19 protein-coding genes and 2 pseudogenes are annotated in these 26143 nt (G+C 67.3%); 12 read left to right on the top strand and 9 right to left on the bottom strand.

Translation table 11 applies throughout. The annotated features are described in order from the left end of the window. On the top strand, window positions 1–221 hold a 221-nt coding region (locus BN2503_RS12230), incomplete at its 5' end, for a transposase (protein ID WP_148639751.1). Between the two features lie 37 nt (window positions 222–258). Here BN2503_RS12230 and istA read toward each other — a convergent pair. The 6 genes and pseudogenes from istA to BN2503_RS12200 form a co-directional block, all read right to left on the bottom strand. After that, window positions 259–1471: pseudogene (gene istA / locus BN2503_RS12225) on the bottom strand (IS21 family transposase); the annotation flags it as partial. Between the two features lie 110 nt (window positions 1472–1581). Then, window positions 1582–1758 (bottom strand): annotated as a pseudogene (locus tag BN2503_RS12220) (transposase); the annotation flags it as partial. Between the two features lie 193 nt (window positions 1759–1951). Next, complete coding sequence (locus tag BN2503_RS12215; RefSeq protein ID WP_054256938.1) at window positions 1952–2545, bottom strand: DUF2894 domain-containing protein; 594 nt, start codon at window positions 2543–2545, stop codon at window positions 1952–1954. Continuing rightward, a complete protein-coding gene (locus BN2503_RS12210) occupies window positions 2542–3198 on the bottom strand; it encodes an OmpA family protein (RefSeq protein ID WP_054256937.1) in 657 nt (218 codons plus the stop codon). The genes BN2503_RS12215 and BN2503_RS12210 overlap by 4 nt, the downstream gene beginning before the upstream one ends. Beyond that, a complete protein-coding gene (locus BN2503_RS12205) occupies window positions 3195–5897 on the bottom strand; it encodes a DUF802 domain-containing protein (protein WP_054256936.1) in 2703 nt (900 codons plus the stop codon). The genes BN2503_RS12210 and BN2503_RS12205 overlap by 4 nt, the downstream gene beginning before the upstream one ends. Next, entirely contained in the window at window positions 5894–6577 is a 684-nt protein-coding gene (locus tag BN2503_RS12200; RefSeq protein WP_054256935.1) for a DUF3348 family protein, read from the bottom strand. Before BN2503_RS12200 ends, BN2503_RS12205 begins: the two co-directional genes overlap by 4 nt. Window positions 6578–6841: 264 nt before the next feature. Between BN2503_RS12200 and pcaF the strand changes: the two genes are divergently transcribed. From pcaF to BN2503_RS12150, 11 genes are all read left to right on the top strand, one after another. Further along, on the top strand, window positions 6842–8053 hold the full coding sequence (gene pcaF, locus BN2503_RS12195) for a 3-oxoadipyl-CoA thiolase (RefSeq protein WP_054256934.1): 1212 nt from the start codon (window positions 6842–6844) through the stop codon (window positions 8051–8053). 197 nt (window positions 8054–8250) lie between these two features. Beyond that, complete coding sequence (locus BN2503_RS20520) at window positions 8251–8391, top strand: hypothetical protein (RefSeq protein WP_158447358.1); 141 nt, start codon at window positions 8251–8253, stop codon at window positions 8389–8391. A 12-nt stretch (window positions 8392–8403) separates the two neighbouring features. After that, window positions 8404–8871 carry a type 1 periplasmic-binding domain-containing protein gene (locus BN2503_RS12190; RefSeq protein ID WP_054256933.1) on the top strand — a complete coding sequence of 156 codons (468 nt, stop codon included), beginning with the start codon at window positions 8404–8406 and terminating at the stop codon, window positions 8869–8871. 10 nt (window positions 8872–8881) lie between these two features. Next, the gene (locus BN2503_RS12185) at window positions 8882–10519 is read left to right on the top strand and encodes a 3-(methylthio)propionyl-CoA ligase (protein ID WP_054256932.1); all 1638 of its coding nucleotides are present in this window, start codon (window positions 8882–8884) and stop codon (window positions 10517–10519) included. Window positions 10520–10669: 150 nt separating this feature from the next. Then, complete coding sequence (locus BN2503_RS12180) at window positions 10670–11905, top strand: branched-chain amino acid ABC transporter substrate-binding protein (protein WP_054256931.1); 1236 nt, start codon at window positions 10670–10672, stop codon at window positions 11903–11905. Between the two features lie 70 nt (window positions 11906–11975). Next, entirely contained in the window at window positions 11976–12929 is a 954-nt protein-coding gene (locus tag BN2503_RS12175; RefSeq protein WP_054256930.1) for a branched-chain amino acid ABC transporter permease, read from the top strand. A 3-nt stretch (window positions 12930–12932) separates the two neighbouring features. Continuing rightward, on the top strand, window positions 12933–14225 hold the full coding sequence (locus BN2503_RS12170) for a branched-chain amino acid ABC transporter permease (protein ID WP_054256929.1): 1293 nt from the start codon (window positions 12933–12935) through the stop codon (window positions 14223–14225). 3 nt (window positions 14226–14228) lie between these two features. Continuing rightward, window positions 14229–15011, top strand: a complete 783-nt coding sequence (locus BN2503_RS12165; RefSeq protein ID WP_054256928.1) for an ABC transporter ATP-binding protein — start codon at window positions 14229–14231, stop codon at window positions 15009–15011. Between the two features lie 2 nt (window positions 15012–15013). Next, a complete protein-coding gene (locus tag BN2503_RS12160) occupies window positions 15014–15709 on the top strand; it encodes an ABC transporter ATP-binding protein (protein WP_054256927.1) in 696 nt (231 codons plus the stop codon). Between the two features lie 110 nt (window positions 15710–15819). Further along, the gene (locus tag BN2503_RS12155) at window positions 15820–17919 is read left to right on the top strand and encodes a 3-hydroxyacyl-CoA dehydrogenase NAD-binding domain-containing protein (protein ID WP_054256926.1); all 2100 of its coding nucleotides are present in this window, start codon (window positions 15820–15822) and stop codon (window positions 17917–17919) included. Between the two features lie 38 nt (window positions 17920–17957). Then, window positions 17958–19133 carry an acetyl-CoA C-acyltransferase gene (locus BN2503_RS12150; RefSeq protein WP_054256925.1) on the top strand — a complete coding sequence of 392 codons (1176 nt, stop codon included), beginning with the start codon at window positions 17958–17960 and terminating at the stop codon, window positions 19131–19133. Between the two features lie 134 nt (window positions 19134–19267). Here the strand turns inward: BN2503_RS12150 and BN2503_RS12145 are convergent, their stop codons facing one another. The 3 genes from BN2503_RS12145 to BN2503_RS12135 are packed head-to-tail and all read right to left on the bottom strand — an operon-like array spanning window position 19268 to window position 26126. Continuing rightward, window positions 19268–20155, bottom strand: coding sequence for a transglutaminase family protein (locus BN2503_RS12145; protein ID WP_054256924.1), 888 nt, complete (start codon window positions 20153–20155; stop codon window positions 19268–19270). A gap of 3 nt (window positions 20156–20158) precedes the next feature. Beyond that, window positions 20159–22729 carry a circularly permuted type 2 ATP-grasp protein gene (locus BN2503_RS12140; protein ID WP_054256923.1) on the bottom strand — a complete coding sequence of 857 codons (2571 nt, stop codon included), beginning with the start codon at window positions 22727–22729 and terminating at the stop codon, window positions 20159–20161. A gap of 7 nt (window positions 22730–22736) precedes the next feature. Then, on the bottom strand, window positions 22737–26126 hold the full coding sequence (locus tag BN2503_RS12135; protein ID WP_054256922.1) for a transglutaminase family protein: 3390 nt from the start codon (window positions 26124–26126) through the stop codon (window positions 22737–22739). Window positions 26127–26143 lie beyond the last annotated feature (17 nt).

Raw genomic sequence — 26143 nt, 5'->3', positions numbered from 1 at the left:
GCAAGGTCATCTACACCACCAATGCCATCGAGTCGGTGAACATGAGCCTGAGGAAGCTGACCAAGAACCGGGGCTCGTTCCCCAGCGACGAGGCGCTGACCAAGCTGTTCTACCTGGCCCTGCGCAACATCAGCCAGAAGTGGACCCTGCCCATCCGGGATTGGAAGGCCGCGCTGACCCGCTTTACCATTCAGTTCGGAGACCGCATCTCCGTCAATTGAAGTCCGACCCGTTTACACAAAAATTCGGACACGCCCGCTCCAGGAATGGGGCGCCGTTGCGCAAAGCTCCTGGTTTGCGCTGCAGCACCGCCAAGTAGTGGCGCCAGTCGTACACGGTCTGTCCCAGCGCCATGGTGGTTGCGCTCGATCAGGCGCTGGTGTTCACAGATGATCTGGCCTTCGGCAGCGACCACCAGGCGGTCCGCGTAGACCCGCAGGCTCACAGGCCGGTTGGCATACGGCGCCGGCACGCTGTAGCGATTGCGCTCGAAGTGGACCAAGCAGGTGGGTGAGACGCGCTTGGTGTGCTCCACAAAGCCATCGAAGGGGCGGGGCACAGGCATCAAGGCTGCCCGCTCCTCGGCCCAGACGTCCGCGACGGTGCCAGCCAGCTTGCCATGCTCGATCTCGTGCCACAGCGCCACGCAGCGCTCCTCAAGCCAGGCATTGAGATCGGGCAGGCTTGGGAATAGCGGCACCACCTGCCACAGGCGATGGCGGGCATCGCGCACGTTCTTCTCCACCTGGCCTTTCTCCCAGCCCGAGGCCGGGTTGCAGAACTCGGCTTCGAACAGGAAGTGACTCACCATGGCTGCAAAGCGCGCATTGACGTCGCGCTCCTTGCCACGGCCCACCCGGTCTACAGCGGTGCGCATGTTGTCGTAGATGCCACGGCGTGGCACGCCACCCAGGACTACGAATGCATGGTTGTGGGCATCGAACAGCATCTCGTGCGTCTGCAGGGGGTAGGCGCGCAGGTAGAACGCTCGGCTGTGGCTGAGCTTGAAGTGAGCCACCTGCAGCTTGGTGCGCACACCTGCGAGCACTGCCCAGTCCTCGCTCCAATCGAATTGGAACGCCTCGCCGGGGCCGAAGGCCAAAGGCACAAAGGTGCCGCGGCCGGTGGTCTGCTGGGCCACCAGGCGTTGTTCTTGCCAGAGGCGGACAAAGGCCGCGACCCGGTTGTAGGAGCCGGTATAGCCCAGCGCCTGCAGATCGGCGTATATCTGCTTGACGGTACGCCGCTGCTTGCGGGATCGGCCAGCTTCCGTCTTGAGCCAGCTGGCGAGCTTCAAGGCAAAGGGGTCGAGCTTGGAACGGCTGACCCGCTTGGCATAGTGCGGCTCGGCCTCGCCTGCGCGCAGGTACTTGCGGATGGTGTTGCGCGAGAGGCCCGTGCGGCGGGCGATCTCCCTGATGGACAGCTGCTCTCGCAGGGCCCAGCGCCTGATGACACTCAGTGTTGCCACGTCTATCACTCCTGGTCTCCTGCTGCTCAACAAAGCAGCAGGTTAGGGTTAGTACGTGGGTCAGATTTAGATGGAAATCCTGGGGGTTAGTGGGTCACTTCTGCGTGGAAATCAACATCCTTGAGCCGTTTGGCGTCCGAGACGCTCATGCCGCCGAACTTGTTGCGCCAGAGGTAGTAGCTGGCTTCCGAGAAACCGTGCCGACGACATAACTCGGCCACCGGCAGGCCTGTCTCGGCTTTGCGCAGGAAGCCAATGATCTGTTCTTCTGTAAATCTCTTCTTCACGTCCAATCTCCTGTCTTCGGGATTGGACTCCAGAGTCAGACGCTACTCAAATCCGGGGGGACGTCGGCCTCGCAAAAGTGGCATCTGCGGCGTTGCAAAGGCTCGCCGTGCCACCAGCACGGCTGCGCTTTGCGCCTTGCATCTGCCACTTTTGCGGGGCGACGGGCACTAGGAAAAGATCGTGAACAGGCTCTCAGGTCGGACGCGGCTTGGCCGCCTTGGCCCGGGGTTTTCTGCGCGCCGCTGCGGCTGGCGGCACGCTGGGGGCCTGCATTTGTTCCAGCCAGAGCAGGGCATCGACATAGGGCACGAAGCGCTGCAGGTACTCGGGCGCTGTCTCGCGCATCAGCAGCAGGGCCCGGTAGACCAGATGGCTTGAATTCAACGGCCCGGCCTGCGGGGGCACATGGGCCAGGGCCTGCTGCACGCGCTCCTCAGCCGCCAAGCGCGACCATGTGGCGCGAAAGCGCTGCAGTGCCTGTAACTCTGGTGGCGAGGTCTCGGGCACCTGCAGGCTGTGTGGCGCGGTTTCAGAGGAGAGTGCCCCTGGCGCATCGCTGCCCCGTGCCAGCGCATCGGCCAAGCGGCCCAAAGGCCCGCGCGCGTGGGGCGCGGCCGGCAGGGCCGCAACATCCGCGGCGCCTTGCTCCAGGGTGGCCAGACGCACCGCGAGCCTGCGGCGTACGGGCTCGGGCTGCGCTGCGGCGCGGCGCGCCAGGGCTTCGGCCCAGAGCTGGCGCACCGCTGCGGCACCCGGCTGCAGCGCGGCGTTGTTGCGCTGGCTCATGGCGAGGCAGTTGCTTCGCGCGCAGGGCGCGCCATGGGGGCCATTTCCACACGGCGGTTCAGCGCGCGGCCGGCGGGGTCGTGGTTTGAGGCCACGGCCTGCTCGGCGCCAAAGGCGGCGGCAAACACTGCAGAGGAGGGGATGCCTTCGTCAATCAGCGCACGCGTGACGGTGAGCGCGCGTTGTGCGGACAGCTCCCAGTTGTCGGCAAAGCGCGCTGCACCACCAGCGCCACCGCGCATGGGCCGGTCGTCGGTGAAGCCGCTGACCATGAGGATCTCCCCGCGCTGCTGCAGGTAGGCCGCCAGCGGCCCCGCCAGGCTGTGCAGCAGTTGCCGTCCTTCGGGCTGGAGTTCGTCGGAGTTGAAGGCGAACAACACGCTGCCACTGATGCCGATGCGCCCATGGGCCAGCGTGACGCGGCCGGCCGCCAGCGGGCCGGCCAGTGCCTGCTCCAGGCTGACGAGGCGCTGCGCTTGCTCGGCGCGCTGTGCCTGCTCGGTGCGCAGGCGCTCGGCCAGTTCCATCTGCATGCCCAGCGCCGCCACCAGAATGAGCGCGAACGCGCCTAGCGCCCCGGCCATCAGGTCGCCAAAGGCGGCCCAGACGGGCACGCTGCCTTCCAGTCCATCGTCGAGCGCGTCGCCACTCATGCTGCGGCCTCGCCGCGCGCGGCCAGTTGTTGCAGCGCATCAATGATTTGCTTTTGCGCGCCCACGCTCAACTCGATCACCTCGCGCGCTTGGGCCACGTAGTAGTCCAATTGTTCGTCGCTGCGCGCCAGCGCTTGGGCCAGCGCCGCCTCGACGCGCTGCAACTGCGCCAAGGTCTGCGCGTTGGCATCGCCAAAGAGCTGCACCGCACCGCCAAAGGCCTCGCCCAGGCTGGCAACTTCGACGGCACTGGCGCGGGCGTGGGCGCCGACGTCCTCCATCTGGGCGGCCTGGGCCTGCAGCGTGCTCTCAAAACGTGCGTGGGCTTGCGCCAGCATGTCGGTAGCGCCCTGCACCAGCGTATCGATGGCGCTGCGCTGCTCGGCGGTGGCGGCGCGCGCGGCCTCCAGCTGTGCGGCCAGTGCCTCCAGGATGCGCCCGCGCTCCTGCAGCATGGCGTCGTCGCGCGCCATGCTGTCGGCCAGCTTGGCGCGCAGCTCGCCCATGGCCTCGGCGGCGGCGCGCGGCGCCTCGCCCGCGGCCTGCAGCAAAGCCGCCACCTCGCCCAGGGTGCCTTGGGCCTGGGCATGCAGTTGGCGCGTGATCTCGCCCGCTGCATCGGCCAGCGCAGCACTCACCTGCTGCTGTTGCCGTGTGGCCTCGGCGGCAGTCTGGCGCAGGGCCTCGTGCTGCTGTACCGCCTGGGCCTGCAGGGCTTGCGCCCAGGTTGCCAGGCGCTGTTCGTCCTGCGCGGCGCGCTGGGCCAGGCCGTCCAGCAGGTGCTGGGCCTGGGCGCTGCCCTGGGTGTGGATGTCGTGGGCCGCGCGGGCCAGGGTGTCCTGCAGTTGCTGCAGGTGTGCCTGCGTCTGTGCGCTGCCGTCTTGCCACTGCGTGCGCAGGGTTTCGGCCTGGGCCTGCAGGGCTTGCGTCCAGGCGGCCAGGCGCTGTTCGTCCTGCACGGCGCGCTGGGCCAGGCTGTTCAGCAGATGCTGCGCCTGGGCCGCGTTTTGCGCGGTGATGTGCTCGGCCGTGCGCGCCAGGGTTTCGTGCAGTTGCCGCATCTCCCCCTGGGCCTGGGCACCGTGCGCTTGCCACTGGGCCAGCAGGCCTGCCGCCTGCGTCTGCAGGGCCTCGGTCCAGGCGGCCAGGCGTTGTTCATCCTGTGCGCTGCGCCGGGCCTGGGTGTCGGCCTGCTGCTGGAGCTGTGCGTCGCCCTGGGCCCGCAGCGCTTGCGCCGTCTGCGCCAGGGCTTCGTGCACCTGCTGCAATTGGGCATGTGCCTCGGCGCCTTGCGTTTGCCACTGGGCGTGCAGTGCGGCCGCCTGGGTCTGCAGGGCCTGGGTCCAGGCTGCGAGGCGGGTTTCGTCCTGTGCGACCCAGCGGGTCTGCAGCGCGTCGTGCGCTTGTTCCACGGTGGCCTGCAAGGCGGCGGCGTGGCCAGCCAAGCCGTCGGTGGCGGCCCGTAGCGCCTGCTGCTGCTGCGTTGCCAGTTGCCCGGCCTGCTGGCTCTGCTGCGCCAGCAAGGTCTCCCAGCGCGCACTTTGCGCCTCGGCCTGCGCGGTGGTCTGCTGCGCCAGCTGCTGTGCCAGCGTATGGGCGTGCTGTGTAAAGTCCTCGGTGAACCGCGTCAGTGCTACACCTAAGCCGTGGGTGTGCGCGTCCTGGGCCTGCTGGTGTGCAGTCAACGCTTCGCGCCAATGGGCAGCGGTAGCCGCTGTGGATTGCCCCCACTGCGATGCCAGCCCGTCGAGCTGCTGGCGCAATTGCTGGGCCATCGCATCCTGCAGGCGCATGCTTTCTTGTGCCAGGCCGGCCAAGGCGGTCTGTACCGCGGGCTGGAGCGCGGCGCCTGCGCGCTCGGCGCTGTCGGCGGCGCTGGTGCTCAGGGTGTGTTGTACGGACGTTGCCAGGCCTTGGAAGGCCTGCTCGGTGTCGCGGTAGAAGCGTGTTTGCTCGGCCTGCAGGCGATCGCCCAGGGCCTGCTGCTGGCGTTCCAGGGCGTCCATGCAGGCCTGGATGCGTTCGGCCACGTCGGGCAGCAGGTTGGCCTGCTGCTCCATCAGGCGCAGCTGGGTTTCGCGCTGGTGCTGGCTGGAAAATGGCCGCAGGGCTGCGGACATTGCCGCTTCGAGCTGCTGTGCGGCCTGGATGCGTTCGCGTCGCGCCAGCGCAGTCATCAGCCCAAGCGCGGCCGAAGCCGCCACGCCCGCCACCGAGGTGCCGAAGGCCAGGCCCAGGCCGCGCACCGGGGCCGAGAGCGCATCGCGGATGGCGGCCAGCCCTTGCGCGCCTTCCAGCGCGGCGCCGGTGCCGTTCAGCGCCACGGCCATGCCGGCAAAAGTGCCCAGCATCCCGAGCAGCACCAGCAATCCGCTGAGGTAGGGCGCCAGCACCGGCCCGGGCAGCGCGGCGCGGGTGCCTTCGATGCGCTGCTGCACTGCGCTGCGCAAGGTGTCGGGCAGCGGCGCCAGCCAGTCTGCCAGGCGTTGGGGCGTGTCTTGCAGCGCCTGCAGGGCTTCGCGCAAGGCATCGGTGGCATGCATGAAGCGCAGCAGCTCAAACGCCCCCAGCACATAGAAGCCCGCGATGAGCAGCGTGGTGGCCAGCGCCAGAGGGTGCGACGCGAGGTAGCCTGTACCCACCCAGCCTACGACGGACAGGCCTGCGGCGAATGCAGCGGCGGAAAAAAGTTTCTTCATGGCGAAGGAGAGGTGGGGGAAGGACGCAGGGCTGCGATCAGCCCCTCGACCGGTTGCAATCGATGTTCCAGCTCGGCCAGCAGCAGCGCCTGCAGCTCCTGCCGCAGGGTGTCGGCCAGCACAGTCTCAGGCACGCCCTGTTGGGCCATGCGCTGGCTGCGCTTTTCCAGCCAGCCGGGCAGGCCACCGAGCAGGCGGCGCTCGTGCGGCGCCAGGGCCTGGGCCATCACGGCGTCCACGGCCGCCAGGCGGGCCTGCTGCGGGCCACAGGCGGCCAGGGCCTCGCGCACGCGTTCGCGCAATGGCGCAATGGCCAGCTCCATGGCCTGCTGGCGCGCCACATGGCACTGCCGGTAGGCGGCAAAGCCCAGCCCCGCCTCGAGTGGCGAGCGGCCCACGGCCTGCGTTTCGCGCGCAATGGCCTGGGCCAACAGGCTGCGCAGTTGCTCGCAGGCGGCATGCTGGGCCGCATAGCGGGCCTGTGCGTCATCGCTGGCTGCCACGGGCGGAGCGGCGCCCGGGCGTTCGAGTGCGGCGGACAGGGCAATCGCATCTGTCCAGCCGGTCCATTGGCTCAGGCCGTCCGCGAACGCGCCGCCGCGGGCATGCGCCTTCGGGCCGCCCATGCTGGATAGCAGGCGAACCAGGGCCGAGCTGGTAATGCTGGTGCGCTGCGCCATCGTGCCGGATCAAAAAACCCGCCAGTCTACACGGCCGCGCTGCATGCCCTGCCACGGTGGATAGGCCCACCGCTCCAGAGTCAAAAATGAGAGCTGCCCGCGCTTGCTGGTAAAGGGCTGGAGGCAAAAAACATCACAAACGCCCTTGCGGAACCTGGCGAATCGGTCAAAGCCATTTGACGGAATGTTCACTTTCTTTGTCATTGTCAAAGCCCAGCCCAGGCCGAACAATCGGTGCCACCTTTTACCCACCACCTGCCTGCCATGCCCCAGACGCCCCAAGCCTTCATCTGTGACGCCATCCGCACCCCCTTCGGCCGCTATGGCGGCGCGCTCTCCAGCATACGCACCGACGACCTCGCCGCCCTGCCGCTCAAGGCCCTGCTGGCGCGGAACCCTGGTGTGGACTGGGCCGCCGTGGCCGATGTGCTCTACGGCTGCGCCAACCAGGCCGGCGAGGACAATCGCAATGTCGCCCGCATGGCCAGCTTGCTGGCGGGGCTGCCCTTGGATGTACCGGGTGCCACCATCAACCGCCTGTGCGGCTCGGGCCTGGACGCCGTGGGTAGCGCCGCGCGCGCCATCAAGGCGGGCGAGGCGCATTTGATGGTCGCCGGCGGTGTGGAAAGCATGAGCCGCGCACCCTTCGTCATGCCCAAGGCAGAAAGCGCCTTCAGCCGGGCCAACGCGGTGTATGACACCACCATTGGCTGGCGCTTCATCAACCCGCTGATGAAGGCGCAGTACGGCGTGGATTCGATGCCGGAGACGGCGGAAAACGTGGCGCAGGCATTCGGCATCGAGCGTGCGGCGCAGGACCGCATGGCCCTGGCCAGCCAGAGCAAGGCCCTGGCCGCGCAGCAGGCCGGCCACTTGGCGCGCGAGATCGTGCCCGTGCATATTGCGCAGAAGAAGGGCGAGCCCCTGGTCGTGGACCAGGACGAACACCCGCGCGCGACCAGCCTGGAGGCGTTGGCACGGCTCAAGGGTGTGGTGCGCCCGGACGGCACGGTGACCGCGGGCAACGCCAGCGGCGTGAACGACGGCGCCTGCGCGCTGCTGCTGGCCGATGAGGCCGGTGCCGCGCGCCACGGCCTGACGCCACGCGCGCGCGTGGTGGGCATGGCGGTGGCGGGCGTGGCGCCGCGCCTCATGGGCATCGGCCCGGTGCCGGCCACGCAGAAGGTGCTGGCGCAGACCGGCCTGGCGCTGGCGCAGATGGACGTGATCGAGCTCAACGAAGCCTTCGCCGCCCAGGGCCTGGCGGTGCTGCGCCAGTTGGGCTTGCCGGACGACGACGAACGGGTGAACGCCTGGGGCGGCGCCATCGCGCTGGGCCACCCGCTGGGCGCCAGCGGCGCGCGCCTGGCCACCACGGCGGTGAACCGCCTGCATGCCACGGGCGGGCGCTATGCGCTGTGCACCATGTGCATTGGCGTGGGGCAGGGTATCGCGCTGGTGCTGGAGCGCGTTTGAGGGCGGACCTGCATTCCAGGCGATGGGAACGGCCTGTGAATGTGGGGCGTGGTTGAAGGCTTCTGCATTGCCCCCGGGTGAGGTTAGGGAAATCTCGCGGGAGATGTCAGCCTGGCGACAGGTATTGCCGGCCAACGGGGGGCGCGTGACACTGCGGGCTTATTCCGGCGGGTATAACCAGGGCAGGGGAGGCAACCATGTTGAACAAACGCGAATTCCTGGCGGGTGCCGGAGCGGCGGCACTGGGTCCATGGCCGTTGGCGCACGCCGCTCAAGGTGAGAGCAACACAGAGAGCGTGGTCGGGCAGACGCTTGACCTGAACGGCCTGCTGGCCTAGGTGGCACCGGACATGGTGCTGGCCACTCAGGCTTGGTTTGATGCCGTGAACGCGCAGGGCGGTGTGCTTGGTCGGCTGTTGCGCGCTGTGGCATTTGACGACGGTGACCGGCTCGATGCCTCGGTAAAGCGTGTCCAGAGGCTGGTTTACATGCTGTCGGTCATGGGCACGCAGTCGGCGATGCGCGCGCTAGGGGCGTGCGCTGCGGGCCCCGTGTCGTTCATCGGCCTACAACCCTACATCAATACCAAGGTGCTGCTCGAAGGGCTGCGCTGCGCGGGGCGCGACCTGAGCCGTTCGCGCGCCGTGCAGGCGCTAGAGTCGCTGCGGCGCCTGGACATCGGTGGGGTTCGAGGCGGACTACGGCAAGCGCATGTGCCAGGGCCCGAAGTCCCTCAATTTCACCACCATCGGCGCGGGCGGGAAGTTCGCCCGCTAGGATGCCATTTGCTATCTATCACCATTCATTTGATACCTTGAAGGAGCATTTATGCTGGGTTTGATGCAGAGCCAACCGCTCTTGATTTCGTCGCTGATCACGTTCGCCGAACGCCACCACGGTGACGGCGAGATCGTTTCGCGCCGGGTCGAAGGCGACATCCATCGCTACACCTACCGCGAGCTGGCCCAGCGTTCGCGCCAGCTCGCCAATGCGCTGGAAGCGCTGGGCGTGCCGCAGGGCGAGCGCGTGGCCTCCATTGCCTGGAACGGCTACCGCCACATGGAGATGTACTTCGGTGTCTCCGGTTCGGGCCGTGTGCTGCACACCATCAACCCGCGCCTGCACCCCGAGCAGGTGGCGTGGATCGTCAACCATGCCGAAGACCAGGTGCTGTGCTTCGACATGACCTTCCTGCCCCTGGTGCAGGCCGTTCACGCCAAGTGCCCCACGGTGAAGAAGTGGGTGGCCCTGTGCGACGCCGACAAGCTGCCCGCGGACAGCGGCATTCCCGGCCTGACCAGCTATGAGGAGTGGATCGGCGCGGCCTCTAGCACCTATGCCTGGCCGCAGATCGATGAGAACAGCGCCTCCAGCATGTGCTACACCAGTGGCACTACGGGCAACCCCAAGGGCGTTTTGTACAGCCACCGCTCCACCACGCTGCATGCCTATGCCGCGGCGCTGCCCGATGTGATGAACCTGTCGGCGCGCGATGCGGTGCTGCCGGTGGTGCCCATGTTCCACGTCAATGCCTGGGGTATTCCGTACTCCGCAGCGCTCACGGGCTGCAAGGTGGTCTTCCCCGGTCCGGCGCTGGATGGCAAGTCGGTGTATGAGCTGGTTGAGGCCGAGGGTGTGACCTTTGCAGCCGGTGTGCCGACGGTGTGGCAGATGCTGCTCACCCATGTGCGCGCCAACGGCCTGAAGTTCAGCACCCTCAAGCGCACGGTGATCGGCGGCTCAGCCTGCCCGCCCGCGATGATTACGGCGTTCCAGGAAGAGTTTGGCGTAAACGTGTTGCATGCCTGGGGCATGACCGAGACCAGCCCGCTGGGCACCCTGTGCACGCTCAAGAACAAGCACCTGCAACTGCCGCGCGCGCAGCAGGAACTGCTGCAGCAGAAGCAGGGCCGCGCCATTTGCGGCGTGGACTTGAAGATCGTCGGCGGTGACGGCAAGGAGCTGCCCTGGGACGGCAAGACCTACGGCGACCTGCTGGTGCGCGGCCCGTGGATTCTGGACAGCTACTTCAAGGGCGACAGCCCGCTCATCAAGGACGAGAACGGCGTGGGCTGGTTCCCCACGGGCGATGTGGCCACGATCGATGCCGACGGCTTCATGCAGATCACGGATCGCAGCAAGGACGTGATCAAGTCGGGCGGCGAGTGGATCAGTTCCATCGACATCGAGAACATCGCCATGGCCCACCCCGCCGTGACCATGGCGGCGTGCATCGGCATGCCCCACCCCAAGTGGGACGAGCGTCCGATCGTGGCCGTGTCGCTCAAGCCGGGCGCCAGCGTGACACGCGAGGAACTGCTCAAGTTCTATGAAGGCAAGACGGCCAAGTGGCAGATCCCCGACGACGTGGTGTTCGTCGAAGCCATCCCGCTGGGGGCCACCGGCAAGATGCTCAAGACCAAGCTGCGCGAGCAGCTGCAGGGCTACAAGCTGCCCGGCTTGTGACCCTGGGAGAGTGCGCCATGCCCGGGGGGGCGCGGCGCACTCGTTAGTGCACGCAGTCGCATGGGCGATAGCCGGTAGGGGCAATCCCTGTGCGATGGCGCAATGCAACCTTGTACGCTGCGGCGTGTTGATCAATAAAGGAGACAAAGCATGAAATTCGCTATCAAAGCAGTAGCTGCTAGCGCAATCCTAGTAAGCGCTGGAGGCGCTTTCGCTCAAAAGGGCGAGACCGTCAAGATCGCCTGGCTGGACCCGCTCTCCGGCCTGATGGCCGCCGTGGGCACGAACCAGCTCAAGAGCTACCAGTTCATCGCTGAAGAGTTCAACAAAAAGAACACCTCGGGCGTGAAGTTCGAGATCATTGGCATCGACAACAAGCTCAGCCCGCAAGAGACCACCAGCGCCCTGCGCTCGGCCATGGACCAGGGCGCGCGCTACGTGGTGCAGGGCAACGGCTCGGGCCCGGCGCTGGCCATCATGGATGCGCTGGAAAAACACAATGCCCGCAATCCTGGCAAGGAGGTGCTGTTCCTCAACTACGCCGCCGTGGATCCTGACCTGACCAACAGCAAGTGCAGCTACTGGCACTTCCGCCTCGACGCCGATACGTCGATGAAGATGGAGGCGCTGACCACCTACATGAAGGATCTGCCCGAGGTCAAGAAGGTCTACCTGATCAACCAGAACTACTCGCACGGCCACCAGGTCTCCAAGTTCGCCAAGGAAATGATGAAGCGCAAGCGCCCCGACGTGCAGTTCGTCGGCGACGACATGGCGCCGCTGGCCCAGGTGCGTGACTTCTCGCCCTACATCGCCAAGATCAAGGCGTCGGGCGCAGACACCGTGATTACCGGCAACTGGGGTTCCGACCTGGCGCTGCTCATCAAGGCCGCCAACGATGCGGGCCTGAACAACGTCAACTTCTTCACCTACTACGGCTCCGTTTCCGGCACGCCCACCGCCATGGGCGCTGGCGCCGCAGGCCGCGTGTACATGGTGGCCTACGCCCACATGAACCTGCCGGGGCCGCTGCACCAGATCGTCGTGGACTACAAGAAGAAGTTCAACGACGACATGTACACCGGCGCGGTGTACCACGCCTTCACCATCCTGGACACGGCCTTCTCCAAGACCAAGTCCACCGATCCTGTGAAGGTGGCGGCTGCCATGGAGGGCATGAAGTTCAACAGCTTCAACGGTGAGGTCGAGATGCGCAAGACCGACCACCAGCTGCAGCAGGGCCTGTTCATCTCCAAGTGGGAGAAGGCGGGCGGCAAGTACCCCATCGACTCTGAGAGCACGGGCTACACCTTCGTGCCGGTGAAGTACTACGAGCCCTACGTGGCGAGCACGCCCACGTCGTGCCAGATGAAGCGTCCGTCCTGACCCTGGCGGTTTTTCTTGGAGGCCCGACTTTGCCTCGGGCCTTTTTTTTACCCTGCAACCAAGAGTTCCGATGAGCCTGGAATTTTTCACGATCTCGTTGCTCAACGGCGTCAGCTACGGGCTGCTGCTGTTTATGCTCAGTTCGGGCCTCACGCTGATCTTCAGCATGATGGGCGTCCTGAATTTCGCGCATACGAGCTTCTACATGCTCGGAGCCTATTTCGCCTACACGATCTCGGGCGTGGTGGGCTTCTGGCCCGCGCTCGTCCTGGCGCCCTTGTGCGTGGGAGTGCTGGGCGCCGCGTTCGAGCGCTACAGCCTGCGCCGTGTGCACAAGTTCGGCCACGTGCCCGAGCTGCTGGTGACCTTTGGCCTGTCGTACCTGATTCTGGAGCTGGTGCAACTGGTGTGGGGCCGTTCCACTGTGCCGTACGGGCTGCCCGAGCAACTGCAGGGGCCGCTGTTCACGCTGTACGGCACGCAGTTCCCCAAGTCGCGCTCCTTCATCATGCTGGTGGCGGTGCTGATGCTGGTGGCGGTGTGGCTGCTGCTGACGCGTACGCGCATCGGCCTGGTGATCCAGGCTGCGCTCAAGCATCCGCACATGGCCGAGGCCCTGGGCCACAACGTGCCACGCGTGTTCATGCTGGTGTTCGGCGGCGGTTGCGCGCTGGCCGGGCTGGCCGGCGTGATTGGCGGCAACACCTACGTGACCGAACCGGCCATGGCGGCGTCGGTCGGCTCCATCATCTTCGTGGTGGTGGTGGTCGGTGGCATGGGATCGCTGACCGGTGCCTTCCTCGCCTCGCTGCTCATCGGTGTGGTGCAGACCTTTGCGGTGGCGCTGGACTATTCCGCGGCCAGCATGCTGGCGCAGTTTGGCGTCACCGTGGACGAGCAGACCGTTGGCTGGCCGTTGCTCAAGCTCACCGTCTCGCAGGTGGCGCCCATCCTGCCCTACCTTTTCCTGGTTCTGATCCTGATTTTCCGCCCGAAGGGCCTGCTGGGCACACGGGAGGACTGAACGATGGCAAATTACTACCGCTTCAAGCCCTTGAACATTGGGCGCTTCGTGATCTGGACGCTGTTCGCCGCCATCCTGATTGCTGCCCCGCACCTGTTCACGAGCAGCCTGGCGCTGACCATGCTCTCGCAGATCGGCTACCTCATCATCATCTGCCTGTCCTACAACATCCTGCTGGGGCAGGGCGGCATGCTCTCGTTCGGCCACGCGGTGTATACCGGCCTGGGCTCGTTCATCACCATCCACGCGATGAACATGGCCGGGCGCGGCGATCTGCCGCTGCCGTTGTGGCTCATGCCCATCGTCGGCGGGCTGGCGGGCATGTTCTTCGCCACGCTGCTGGGCTTCGTCACCACCAAGAAGTCGGGCACCACCTTCGCCATGATCACGCTAGGTATTGGCGAGCTGGTGGCCTCGATGGCGCTGATGTTCCCCGAGTTCTTTGGCGGCGAGGGGGGCATCACCACCGACCGCGTCTATGGCAAGGGGCTTTTTGGCATCACCTTCGGGCCTGCGCTGCAGGTGTACTACCTGATCGCGGTGTACTGCTTCGTGTGCACGGCGCTCATGTTTGCCTTCACGGGCACGCCGCTAGGCCGCATCTTGAACGCAGTGCGCGACAACCCCGAGCGCGTGGAGTTCATTGGCTACAACACGCAGCGCGTGCGTTATTTCGCCTTCATCATCGCCGGCTTCTTCGCGGGCGTGGGCGGGGCGCTGGCGGCCATCAACTTCGAGATCGTCACCGGCGCTGACAGTCTGAGCGTGATCCGCTCGGGTGGCTACCTGCTGTTCACCTTCCTGGGCGGCGCCACGTTCTTCTTCGGCCCCATCATCGGCGCGGTGCTGCTGGTATTTGCCTCGGTGCTGCTGTCGGAGCTGTCCAAGGCCTGGCTGCTGTACCTGGGCCTGGTGTTCCTGTTCATGGTGATGTATGCGCCCGGCGGTATTGCCAGCCTGATCATGATGAACCTGCGCCTGGCCAAGTTCGGCAAGCTGCGCCAGCTCTGGGTGTCGTACCTGGGCCTGGCTGGGACGGGTCTGGTGGTGGTGCTGGGCGCCGCCGCCATGGTGGAGATGACCTACCACCTGCAGCTCAACGCCGCGTTGGGGCCGCAATTCAACTTCCTCGGTGCCACGCTCAACGCCACGGGGCTGGCGAGCTGGTTTGGTGCGGGCCTTGTGTTGCTCACCGGGCTGGGCCTGTTCGAGCTGTGCCGCCGGCAGTTCCTGCAGCAGTGGAGCCGCATCCAGGAAGAAATAGAGCATGAAATCCAGCGTGGGGAGGCGCTGTAAGCCATGGCCAATCCATCGACCTACGCCCTGGAGCTGCGCGAGCTGCGCAAGAGCTTCGGCAAGACCGAGATCATCCGCGGTGCCAATCTGGCAGTGCACGCTGGCGAGCGCGTGGCCATCATCGGCCCCAACGGGGCAGGCAAATCCACGCTGTTCAACTTGATTAGCGGGCGCTTTGCGCCCACCAGCGGCGAAGTATTGCTGCACGGCGCGCGTATCGACGGCAAGGCGCCGTTCGAGATCAACCGCATGGGCTTGTCGCGCAGCTTCCAGATCAGCAACATCTTTCCTAAGCTGAGCGTGTTCGAGAACCTGCGCTGCGGCGTGCTGTGGAGCCTGGGCTACCGCTACGCGTTCTGGCGCTTTCTGTCGAACTTGCAGGACGCCAACGAGCGCGCCGAGCAGCTTATGGAGATGATCCAGCTGCAGAAGAAGCGTGACACCCTGGCCATGAACCTGACCTACGCCGAACAGCGTGCGCTGGAGATCGGCATCACCATCGCGGGCGGCGCTAGCGTGATCCTGCTCGACGAACCCACGGCCGGCATGAGCAAGAGCGAAACCACGCGCTTCATCCATCTCATCAAGCAGGTCACCGAGGGGCGCACATTGCTGACCGTGGAGCACGACATGGGCGTGGTTTTCGGCCTGGCCGACAAGATCGCCGTGGTGGTGTATGGCGAAGTGATTGCCTTCGACACGCCGGAAAACGTGCGCGCCAACCCGCGCGTGCAGGAAGCCTACCTGGGCTCCGTCATCGCCGCGCAGCAGGCGGAGGGCCACTGAACATGCTGAAAATCGAGAACCTGCACGCCTATTACGGCAAGAGCCATGTGCTGCATGGCGTGAGCTTCGACGTGCGTCCTGGCGAGATCGTGGCCTTGCTTGGTCGCAACGGCTCGGGCCGCTCGACCACGGCCAAGGCCATCATGGGCCTGGTGGATTGGGAGGGCACGCTGCAGTGGAAGGGCCAAAGCCTCTCGGGCAAGAAAGCCTACGAGGTGGCCCACCTGGGCCTGGGCTACGTGCCAGAGAGCCGCGACGTGTTCCCCAACCTCACGGTGCACCAGAACCTGCTGCTGGGCCAGAAGGGCAGCGGCAAAGGCAGCCGCTGGGGCTTCGACGACATGTACGCCATGTTCCCGCGCCTGCACGAGCGGCGCAACATTGAGGCCGGTGTGATGTCCGGCGGCGAGCAGCAGATGCTGACACTGTGCCGCACGCTCATGGGCGACCCCGACCTCATCATCATCGATGAGCCCACCGAAGGGCTCGCTCCGAAGATCGTCGAGTTGGTCGGGGAGTACCTCACCAAGATCAAGGAGCGCGGCGTGTCGGTGCTGCTGATCGAACAAAAGCTCACCATTGCCCTGGGCATTTCAGACCGCACGCTCGTGATGGGCCACGGCAGCATCGTCTTTGAGGGCACACCCGACGAATTGCGTGCTAATAGCTACGTGCGCAAGGAGTGGCTGGAGGTCTAGGGAAATACCCTAGCCGGCGCTTGTCCCAGGCGGGACAAGCGAGCGCCAGCAGCGTTGTCTACAATAAAAATCGCACGATCGTTCTTTTTTACTTTCCAAGGAACAACAGCATGACCGCTGAATACAAAGTCCACGGCAACGTCGCCGTGATCACGCTGGCCAACCCACCGGTGAACGGTCTGGGCCTCTCCACCCGCCAGGGCATCGTGGACGGCCTGGAGAAGGCCAATGCCGACAGCGCCGTGAAGTCCATCGTCATCACCGGCGCCGGGGGCGCGTTCTCCGGTGGCGCGGACATCAAGGAGTTCGGCACCGACAAGGCCATGCAGGAGCCTAACCTGAACTCCGTGATCGCGGCCATCGAGAACTCGGACAAGCCCGTGGTTGCGGCCATCCACAGCGTGGCCATGGGCGGCGGCCTGGAGCTGGCCCTGGGCTGCCACTACCGCGTCGCGGCCCCCGGCTGCAGCGTGGCCCTGCCTGAAGTGAAGCTGGGCATCCTGCCCGGCGCCGGCGGCACGCAGCGCCTGCCCCGTGTGCTCGGCGTGGAACCCGCCCTGAACATGATCGTGAGCGGCGAAGCCATCAAGAGCGAAATGCTCGCCATGCTCCCCGGCCAGAAGCTGTTCGACAAGCTGGTGGCATCGCCCGAAGTGCTGGCCGCCGAGGCCCTGGCCTTCGCGCAGAGCGTGGCCGACGTGCGCCCCATGCCCCTGGTGCGCAACCTGCCGTGCAAGCATCCCCAGGGCGACGCGTACTTCCAGTTCGCGCGCAACATGGTCAAGGGCATGAGCAAGAACTTCCCGGCCCCCGCCAAGTGCGTGGACGCCGTGGAGGCCGCCACCAAGAAGAAGTTTGCCGATGGCCTGGCCACCGAGCGCGAGATCTTCATCAACCTGATGTGGACGGCCGAGTCGCGCTCGCTGCGCCACCTGTTCCTGGCCGAGCGCGCCGCGAGCAAGATCCCCGACGTGCCCTCCGACACTCCCAAGCGCGACATCAAGGCCGTGGCCGTGATCGGCGCCGGCACCATGGGTGGCGGCATTGCCATGAACTTCCTGAACGCTGGCATCCCCGTGAAGATGCTGGAAATGAAGCAGGAAGCGCTGGACCGCGGCCTTGCCACCATCCGCAAGAACTACGAAGCCCAGGTCAAGAAGGGCAAGCTCAAGCAGGACAAGTACGAGCAGCGCATGGCCCTGCTGAGCACCACGCTCGACTACGCCGACCTGAAGGACGCCGACCTCGTGATCGAGGCCGTGTTCGAAGAGATCGGCGTCAAGGAGGCCGTGTTCAAGCAGCTCGACGCCGTGATGAAGCCTGGCGCCATCCTGGCCTCCAACACCTCCACGCTGGACGTGAACAAGATCGCCGCCTTCACCCAGCGTCCGCAAGACGTGGTGGGCCTGCACTTCTTCAGCCCCGCCAACGTGATGAAGCTGCTCGAAGTGGTGCGTGGCGACAAGACCGCCAAGGACGTCATGGCCACCGTGATGGCCGTGGCCAAGAAGATCAAGAAGGTGGCCGTGGTCTCGGGCGTGTGCGATGGCTTCATCGGCAACCGCATGATCGAGCAGTACGGCCGTCAGGGTGGCTTCTTGCTTGACGAAGGCTGCACCCCCGCGCAGGTGGACAAGGCCATCGAAAAGTTTGGCTTCGCCATGGGCCCGTTCCGCATGGGCGACCTGGCCGGCAACGACATCGGCTGGGCCATCCGCAAGCGCCGCTACCAGGAAAAGCCCGACATGAAGTACAGCAAAACCGCCGACCTGCTGTGCGAGAAGGGCCGCTTCGGCCAGAAGACCGGTGCCGGCTGGTACGACTACGTGCCCGGCAAGCGCGACGCCATCCCGAACGCCGAGGTGGTGCAGATGATCGAAGAGCACCGCAAGTCCCTGGGCATCACGCCGCGCAAGATTTCCGACGAGGAAATCGTGCAGCGCCTGGTGTTCGCCCTGGTGAACGAGGCCGCACACATCCTGGAAGAAGGCATCGCCAACAAGGCCAGCGACATCGACGTGGTCTACATCTTCGGCTACGGCTTCCCGGTGCACCGTGGTGGCCCGCTGAACTACGCCAACGAGGTCGGCCTGTTCAACGTGGCGGCCGCCATGAAGCGCTTCGCGCAAAACCCGCTGGACGACGCCAAGTTCTGGCAGCCCGCGCCCCTGCTGGCGCGCCTGGTGGCCGAAGGCAAGAACTTCCAGTGAGCGCGTGCGCACACGAATACTGAACGCAAGGATTTGACATGACCTCCGCAGTGATTGTTTCCACCGCCCGCACGCCGCTCGCCAAGAGCTGGAAGGGCTCCTTCAACATGACCCATGGCGCCACCCTGGGCGGCCATGCCGTACAGCATGCTGTGCAGCGTGCTGGCATCGACCCGGCCACGGTTGACGATGTCATCATGGGCTGCGCCAACCCCGAGGGCGCCACCGGCATGAACATTGCGCGCCAGATCGCGCTCAAGGCGGGCCTGCCCATCACCACTTCGGGCATGACCATCAACCGCTTCTGCTCCTCGGGCCTGCAGACCATCGCCACCGCCAGCCAGCGCATCATCGCCGGCGAGGGCGACGTGTACGTGGCCGGCGGCGTGGAAAGCATCTCCTGCGTGCAGCAGGAGATGAACATGCACATGCTGTTCGACCTGGCGCTGCAAAAGCAGAAGCCCGAGATCTACTGGAGCATGCTGCAGACCGCCGAACAGGTGGCCACGCGCTACGGCATTGGCCGTGAAGCCATGGACGAATATGGCGCGGCCAGCCAGCAAAAAGCCTGTGCCGCCCAGGCTGCTGGCCTGTTTGACGCCGAGATCGCTCCCATCACCGTGACCGCCGGCGTGGCCGACAAGGTCATGGGCCTGACGACCAAGCAGGTCACCGTGAGCAAGGACGAAGGCACGCGCGAAGGCACGACGGTCGAGGCTATTCGTGGCCTGCGCTCGGCGCTGCCCGGCGGCTTGGTGTCGGCCGGCAACGCCAGCCAGTTCAGCGACGGCGCGGGTGCCTGCGTGGTGGTGAGCGAAGACTTTGCGAGCCGCAACAACCTGCAGCCCCTGGGCCGCTTCCTCGGCTTTGCCGTGGCGGGCTGCGAGCCTGATGAGATGGGCATCGGCCCGGTGTTCGCCGTGCCCAAGGTGCTGAAGAAGCTGGGCCTGACGGTGCAGGATATCGACCTGTGGGAGCTGAACGAGGCGTTCGCCGTGCAGGTGCTTTACTGCCGCGACAAGCTCGGCATTCCCAACGATCGCCTGAACGTCAACGGCGGCGCCATCGCCCTGGGCCACCCCTACGGCGTTTCCGGCCAGCGCCTGACGGGCCATGCCCTCATCGAAGGCAAGCGCCGTGGCGCCAAGCGCGTGTGCGTGACCATGTGCATCGGCGGCGGCATGGGCGCCGCTGGCGTGTTCGAAGTGCTGTAAAACATCCGTTTTAGGCTCCAAGGCCTTCCCGCGCAAACCGCGAGGTTTGCGCGGGTTTTTGCTTTTGGGTGCTTTGTTTTTGATAGCTGCTGGCGATTGCTGGGCGGTCGTTTGGGGCAAAAATCCCCTGGTTTTCAAGCCATTTCCTGCAGCGGCGCGACTGTCACCGCCACGTGCAGCACGTGGCGGCCGCCGCCGTGGATCACGCCGCGCAACGGGGCCACGTCGGCGTAGTCGCGGCCCAGGGCCAGGGTGACGTAATCCTCGCCTGGCGCGCGGTCGTTGGTGGGGTCCAGGTCATACCACGCCCCGCCATCCGGGCCGGGCGACCATACCGACACCCAGGCGTGCGATGCGTCGGCCCCCACCAGGCGCGGCTGGCCCGGCGGCGGCCTGGTCAGCAGGTAGCCGCTGGCGTAGCGCGCCGCCAGCCCCAGGCTGCGCAGGCAGCCGGTCATCACGTGCGCGAAGTCCTGGCACACGCCGCGGCGCAGGCGCAGCGCTTCGAGCGCGGGCGTGCCCGCGTCGGTGGCCTGGGGGGCATACGCGAAGTCCTGGTGGATGCGCGACATCAGCGCCGCTGCCGCCTCCATCAGCGGGCGGCCGGGCGTGAAGCAGGCGTGCGCGTAGTGCGCGAAGTCCTCGTGCAGCGGCACGTAGGGCGAGGCGAAGCAGAACTGCGCCGCTTCCACGTAAGGCGCGCCGCGCCGGTAGGCCAGGTGCTCGCGTACCGCCTCCCAGGGCAGGCCCGGCGCGGGCGCGGGGCGCGCCAGGGTGTCGACCACGCTGTCGGCGCGCACGCGCAGCGTGCCGTGCGTGAACGGCAGGCCGAAGTAGGCGCGCGCGTTGCCGTGCGCGTCCACGTCCTGCGTGCACTGGTCCGGCGTGGGGTCGATGTGCAGCGCATGTTCCAGGAGCCGCTGCGTGCCATGGCCCAGCGGGCGCAGGTGCGCCACGTGCAGCGCGTGCTGCACGGGCGGGTCGTATTCGTAGGCGGTTTCGTGGATGACGCGCAGCAGCATCGTTCAGGCTCCGAGGCTGTGGGGCAGCGTACCGGCCGAATGGGTGAAGTAGCGCGTGGCCAACAGGTCCGACAACTGCCACGCGCCCGCCACGCACTGGCGCAGGTAGGCCCGCAGCGCGGCATGGCCGTTGTCCTGCGCGCACAGCACCGTGAGCGGCGGCGGCATGGGAATGTCCTGCACCAGGGGCCGGGCGTCGGCGCCCGCGGCTTCCTCGATCTTGGCGATGCGCCCGCGCAGCGTCTGCGCCACCCAGGCGAGCGCGCGCGGGTTGTCGTGGTCGATCACCAGCAGGTCGAGCAGCGCCGGCATGTCGCGCCGCAACTGGTACTGGGCGTGGAAGGTGATGGTGCTGTCGAACAGCGCCACCACGGCTTCGAAGCCGCCCGCCTCGAATACCGCGCCGGTCTCGATGGCGCGCGCCAGTGCGTCGGCCAGGAAGCCCAGGCGCTCCAGATGGCGGCCTATGGACAGCAGCCGCCAGCCGTCGTCGCGCGTCATGCGGTCGGTCTGCGCGCCGGTCATGGCGGCGGTGTGGCTGCTGAGTGTCTTCAGCACGCGCAGGGCCTCCAGCACGTCTTCGCCTTCGCTGCCCCGCGCGCCCAGGTGCTGGAAGAACTCGGCTTCGGCGCGCACGATCAGGCTCCAGTGCTCCTGCGACAGCCGCTCGCGCACGCACGCCGCCGCGCCGCGCAGCCCGCGCAGGTTGAAGCCCACGCCGGTGGCGTGCGCGGTGTCGGCCAGGCCGGCGATGAGGGCGCGCTCGAACGCGCGCCGCGCCTGCGGTGCCGGGGTCGTGTCCTTTGGCAGCATGCCGTGCTGCGTGGCCATGGCGCCGATCCAGGCCAGCAGCGGCCGCGAGGTCTGGCCCTCGCCGCTCAGGCATTGCAGCGCCAGGCGCGCCAGGCGCGTGGTGTTCTCGGTGCGCTCGGTGTAGCGGCCCAGCCAGAACAGGTTCTCTGCCGCGCGGCTCGCTACCTGGCGGCTGCGCTGCGCCACGGCCGGGCCACTCTGCTGGTGGGGCAGCAGCGTGGTGGAATCCACGGGGCCGTCGGTCAGCGCCCACACGTCGGCGCTGCTGCCGCCGCGCTGCATGGAGGCGATGCCGTGTCCTTCGGCGGCGATGCGCGCCAGGCCCCCAGGCAGCACGCGCCAGGACTGCGGCCCGTCGCATACGGCAAACACGCGCAGCATGGTCGAGCACGGCACGATGGGGTGCCGCTGGCGCTTTCCGTGCCAGGTCGGCATTTGCGACAGCGGCAGGTGGCCCTGCACGGTGAAGGCGCTGCCCTGGCGTTCGATGCGGCGGCTCCACTCTTGCAGCGCGGTGCGCGAGAGCGTGCTGCCCAGCACCGCGCCATCCAGGCCCGGCGTGCCCGGCCAGGTGGGGCGGATGACGCTGTGCGCCAGGCGCGGCAGTGCATCGCGCAGCGCGGCGTGCTCGCCGCACCACCAGGTGGGCAGCGAGGGCAGGCTCAGTTCCTCGCCCAGCAGGTGCTGCGAGAGTGCGGGCAGAAAGCCCAGCAGCGCGCTGGATTCGAGAAACGCCGAGCCCGGCGCGTTGGCCACCAGCACATGGCCCGCGCGGATGGCCTGCAGCAGCCCCGGCACGCCCAGCCGCGAGTCGCTGCGCAGCTCCAGCGGGTCGAGGAATTCGTCGTCCAGGCGCTTCAGGATGCCGTGCACCGGCTGCAGGCCGTGCAGCGTGCGCAGGAACAGCCGGTCGCCGCGCACGGTGAGGTCGCCGCCCTCGACCAGCGGCAGGCCCAGGTAGCGCGCGAGGTAGGCGTGCTCGAAGTAGGTCTCGTTGTAAGGGCCGGGGGTCAGCAGCACGATGCGCGCATCCTCCCCCTCGGGGCTCATGGCGCGCAGGTTGGCCAGCAGCGCGTGGTAGGTGGCCGCCAGGCGCTGCACCCGCATCTGGCCGAAGGCCTCGGGGAACAGGCGCGAGATGAGCAGCCGGTTTTCCAGCAGGTAGCCCAGGCCCGAGGGCGCCTGCGTGCGCTGGCTTACCACCCACCAGTCGCCGCGTGCGTCGCGCGCCATGTCGAACGCGGCGATGTGCAGGTGCGTGCCGCCCACGGGCCGCACGCCGTGCAGCGCGCGCAGGTAGCCGGGGTGGCCGTGCACCAGCGCGCTGGGCAGCAGGCCGGCGCGCAGCAGCGCCTGGGGGCCGTAGCAGTCGGCCATCACCGCGTCGAGCAGGCGCGCGCGCTGGCGCGCCCCGGCTTCGATGCGCTGCCAGTCGCCGGGTGTGAGCAGCAGCGGGAACAGATCGACCGCCCAGGGCCGCTGCGGGCCGTGGGCGTCGGCATAGACGTTGTAGGTGATGCCGTTGTCGCGCACCTGGCGCTGCAGGCTGTGCATGCGCCGGTCCATGTCACGCAGGCCGGCACGGCCCGTGTGATGGAAAAATTCGGCCCAATCGCTTGCCAGGCAAGCGCTGGAAGCTATCGATTCAGGAGCGTGTTCAGCCCCTGCGCAGCCGCGCAGTTCGTCGAAATGCCCCGGCGCAGCGGCTGCGGCCAGGGCCGCGGCCAGGGTGGCCGCGCTGTCGGGGTGGTTGGTGTGCACGGATCAATCAAGGCCGCATCTGCCGCCGCAGGTCGAGTGTGAAGGGGAATTCGCGGCTGCCCGGCAGGTCGATGGTGGCGGGTGGCACGGCGAGCGGCCCCGCAGTGTGCCCCATGCGCGCGAAGCGCGCCAGGCGCCGGCTTTCCGCCTCGTAGGCGTTGACCGGGAAGGTGCCGTAGTTGCGCCCGCCAGGGTGCGCCACGTGGTACTGGCAGCCGCCGAGCGAGCGGTTCATCCAGGTGTCCACGATGTCGAAGGTCAGCGGCGTATGCACGCCGATGGTGGGGTGCAGGCTGCTCGGCGGGTTCCACGCCTTGTAGCGCACGCCGGCGACGAATTCGCCCTGCGTGCCGGTGGGCTGCAGCGGTAGCGGCTGGCCGTTGACGGTGACGGTGTAGCGGCTGTCGTTGAGGCCCGTCACGCGCACCTCGATGCGCTCCAGCGACGAATCGACGTAGCGCACGGTGCCGCCGACGGCGCCTTCCTCGCCCATCACGTGCCAGGGCTCCAGCGCGTTGCGCAAAGTGAGTTCGATGCCGCGCGACTGCACCGCGCCGACGAACGGGAAGCGGAACTCGAAGTGCGGCGCGAACCACGCGGGGTCGAAGGCGTAGCCCGCTTCGGCCATCTCGGCCAGCACGTCGTGCAGATCCATGTGGATGAAGGTGGGCAGCATCCAGCGGTCGTGCAGTTCGGTGCCCCAGCGCGTGGCGGGGGCCTGGTACGGGGCGTTCCAGAAGCGGGCGATGAGCGCGCGCAGCAAGAGCTGCTGCACCACGCTCATGCGCGCGTGCGGCGGCATCTCGAACGCGCGCAGCTCCAGCAGGCCCAGCCGGCCCGTCGCCGAATCGGGCGAGTACATCTTGTCGATGCTGAACTCGCTGCGGTGCGTGTTGCCGGTCACGTCGATGAGAATGTTGCGCAGCAGCCGGTCCACCAGCCACGGCGGCATGTTCTGGCCGTGGCGCGCACGGTTCTCGCGGATTTCGCGCAGCGCGATTTCCAGCTCGTAGAGCTGGTCGTTGCGCGCCTCATCGACGCGCGGCGACTGGCTCGTGGGGCCGATGAACAGGCCGCTGAACAGGTACGACAGGCTCGGGTGGTTGTGCCAGTAGAGCAGCAGGCTGGCGAGCAGCTCGGGCCGGCGCAAAAAGGGTGAGTCGGCGGGCGTGGCGCCGCCCATCACGAAGTGGTTGCCGCCGCCGGTGCCGGTGTGGCGGCCGTCGGTCATGAACTTTTCGGCCGACAGGCGCGCCTCGAACGCCGCCTGGTACAGGAATTCAGTGTGCTGCACCAGTTCGGCCCAGTTGCTCGCGGGGTGGATGTTCACCTCGATCACGCCGGGGTCGGGCGTGACCTGCAGCAGCTTCAGGCGTGCATCGCGCGGCGGCGGGTAGCCTTCGAGGACGATCTTCACGCCCAGTTCTTCCGCCGTGGCCTCGACGGCGGCGAGCAGGTCGAGGTAGTCGTCGAGCTGCGCGAGCGGGGGCATGAAGACGTAGAGCACGCCGGTTTGCCCTCCTTGCTGCTCGGCCTGCGGGCCGTTGGCCCGCGTGGGGTCGCGCGCTTCGACGCACAGCGCGGTGCGCGTCAGGCCGCCCGCTGACGCGAAGCGCTGCGGCATGGCCTGCGGGGCGGCAGCGGCGGCGCTGGCGTGCTGCAGCACGCGCGGCGCCTCGCCCGCGCGGTAGCGCGCTTGCAGCACGTCGGCATCGGGCAGCGGCTGCTGCGGCGCGCCGGGGTCCTGCGGGATCAGGTAGGGGTAGTCGCCCTGGCTCACCCAGGGCAGGCTGTCGAGCGGCAGGCGGTAGCCCATGGGCGAGTCGCCGGGCACGAGGTACATGCGTTCGTCGCGGAAGAACCACGGCCCGGTGCTCCACCGCCCCGCGCCCTCGGCCTGCAAGGGCAGCACGTAGCCGACCACGCTGTCCAGCTTCTGCGCGAACACGCGGCGCAGGCGCGCGCGCTCCAGTTCGTCGTCGAGCCGCGCGTCGAACGGATCGACGTTGACGGGCAGGCGGCGCTCGCGCCAGAGGTAATAGAACACGTCCTCGTAGCCGGGCTGGATGTGGCTGTCCGCCAGGCCCAGCTTGCGCGCCAGCGTGTGGGTGAAGCAGCGCGCGTCCTCGCTGGTGTAGTGCGAGGGGTCGCGCTCGTCGGCGAACAGGGCAGGGTTGCGCCACGTGCCCTGGCCGTCGGCGCGCCAGCAGATGGACAGCGCCCAGCGCGGCAGTTGCTCGCCCGGATACCACTTGCCCTGGCCGAAGTGCAGGAAGCCGCCTTGCCCGTATTCGGCTCGCAGCTTGTGCGTGAGTTCCATGGCGAAGCCGCGCTTGGTCGGCCCGAGCGCGTCGGTGTTCCACTCGGGCGCGTCGCGGTCGTTCATGGCGACGAAGGTCGGTTCGCCGCCCATGGTCAGGCGCACGTCGCCCGCCGCCAGGTCGGCGTCCACCTTTTCGCCCAGGGCCAGCACGGCCTGCCATTGGCCGTCGCTGTAGGGTTTGGTGACGCGCGGCGACTCGTGGATGCGCGTCACGCGCATCTCGTGGCTAAACGTCACCTCGGCCTCGTCCACCAGCCCCTCGATGGGCGCGGCGCCCGAGGGCTGGGGCGTGCACGCCAGCGGAATGTGGCCCTCGCCCGCGAGCAGGCCCGATGTGGCGTCCAGCCCGATCCAGCCCGCGCCGGGCAGGTAGACCTCGCACCAGGCGTGCAGGTCGGTGAAGTCCACTGCGGTGCCGCTCGGTCCGTCGAGCGACTTCACGTCGGGCGCAAGCTGGATCAGGTAGCCCGAGACGAAGCGCGCCGCCAGCCCCAGGTGGCGCAGCAGTTGCACCAGCAGCCAGCCCGAATCGCGGCAGGAGCCGCTGGCTTTTTCCAGCGTTTCCTCGGGCGTCTGCACGCCCGGCTCCATGCGGATGAGGTAGCGGATGTCCTGCGCCACCTGGCGGTTGAGGTGGACCAGGAAGTCGATGGTGCGCTGTTCGCCGTGGTCGATCTTGCCGAGGTAGCTTTTGAGCTGCGGCGTGAGCGGCCCGGCGGCGAGGTAGGGGGCCAGCTCCTGCCTGACGGTGGCAGCGTAGCTGAACGGAAAGTGCTCGGCCTCGGGCTCCAGGAAGAAGTCGAAGGGGTTGTAGACCGCCATTTCGACCACCAGGTCCACCGTGACCTTGAAGGCGCGCGTCTTCTCCGGGAACACCAGCCGCGCCTGGTAGTTGGCGAACGGGTCCTGCTGCCAGTTGATGAAGTGCTGCGCCGGCTCGACCTTCAGCGCGTACGACAGCACCCGGCTGCGGCAGTGCGGCGCGGGGCGCAGGCGCACGGTTTGCGGCCCCAGCCCGACCAGGCGGTCGTAGGTGTAGTGGGTGACGTGGTGGAGTGCGGCGTGAATGGACATGGCGTGTGCGATGGGGT

Origin of the sequence: Paenacidovorax caeni (assembly GCF_001298675.1) — a bacterium.
GTDB classification, from domain to species: Bacteria; Pseudomonadota; Gammaproteobacteria; order Burkholderiales; family Burkholderiaceae_C; genus Paenacidovorax; species Paenacidovorax caeni.
This window is presented reverse-complemented; position numbering and strand designations above follow the sequence as displayed.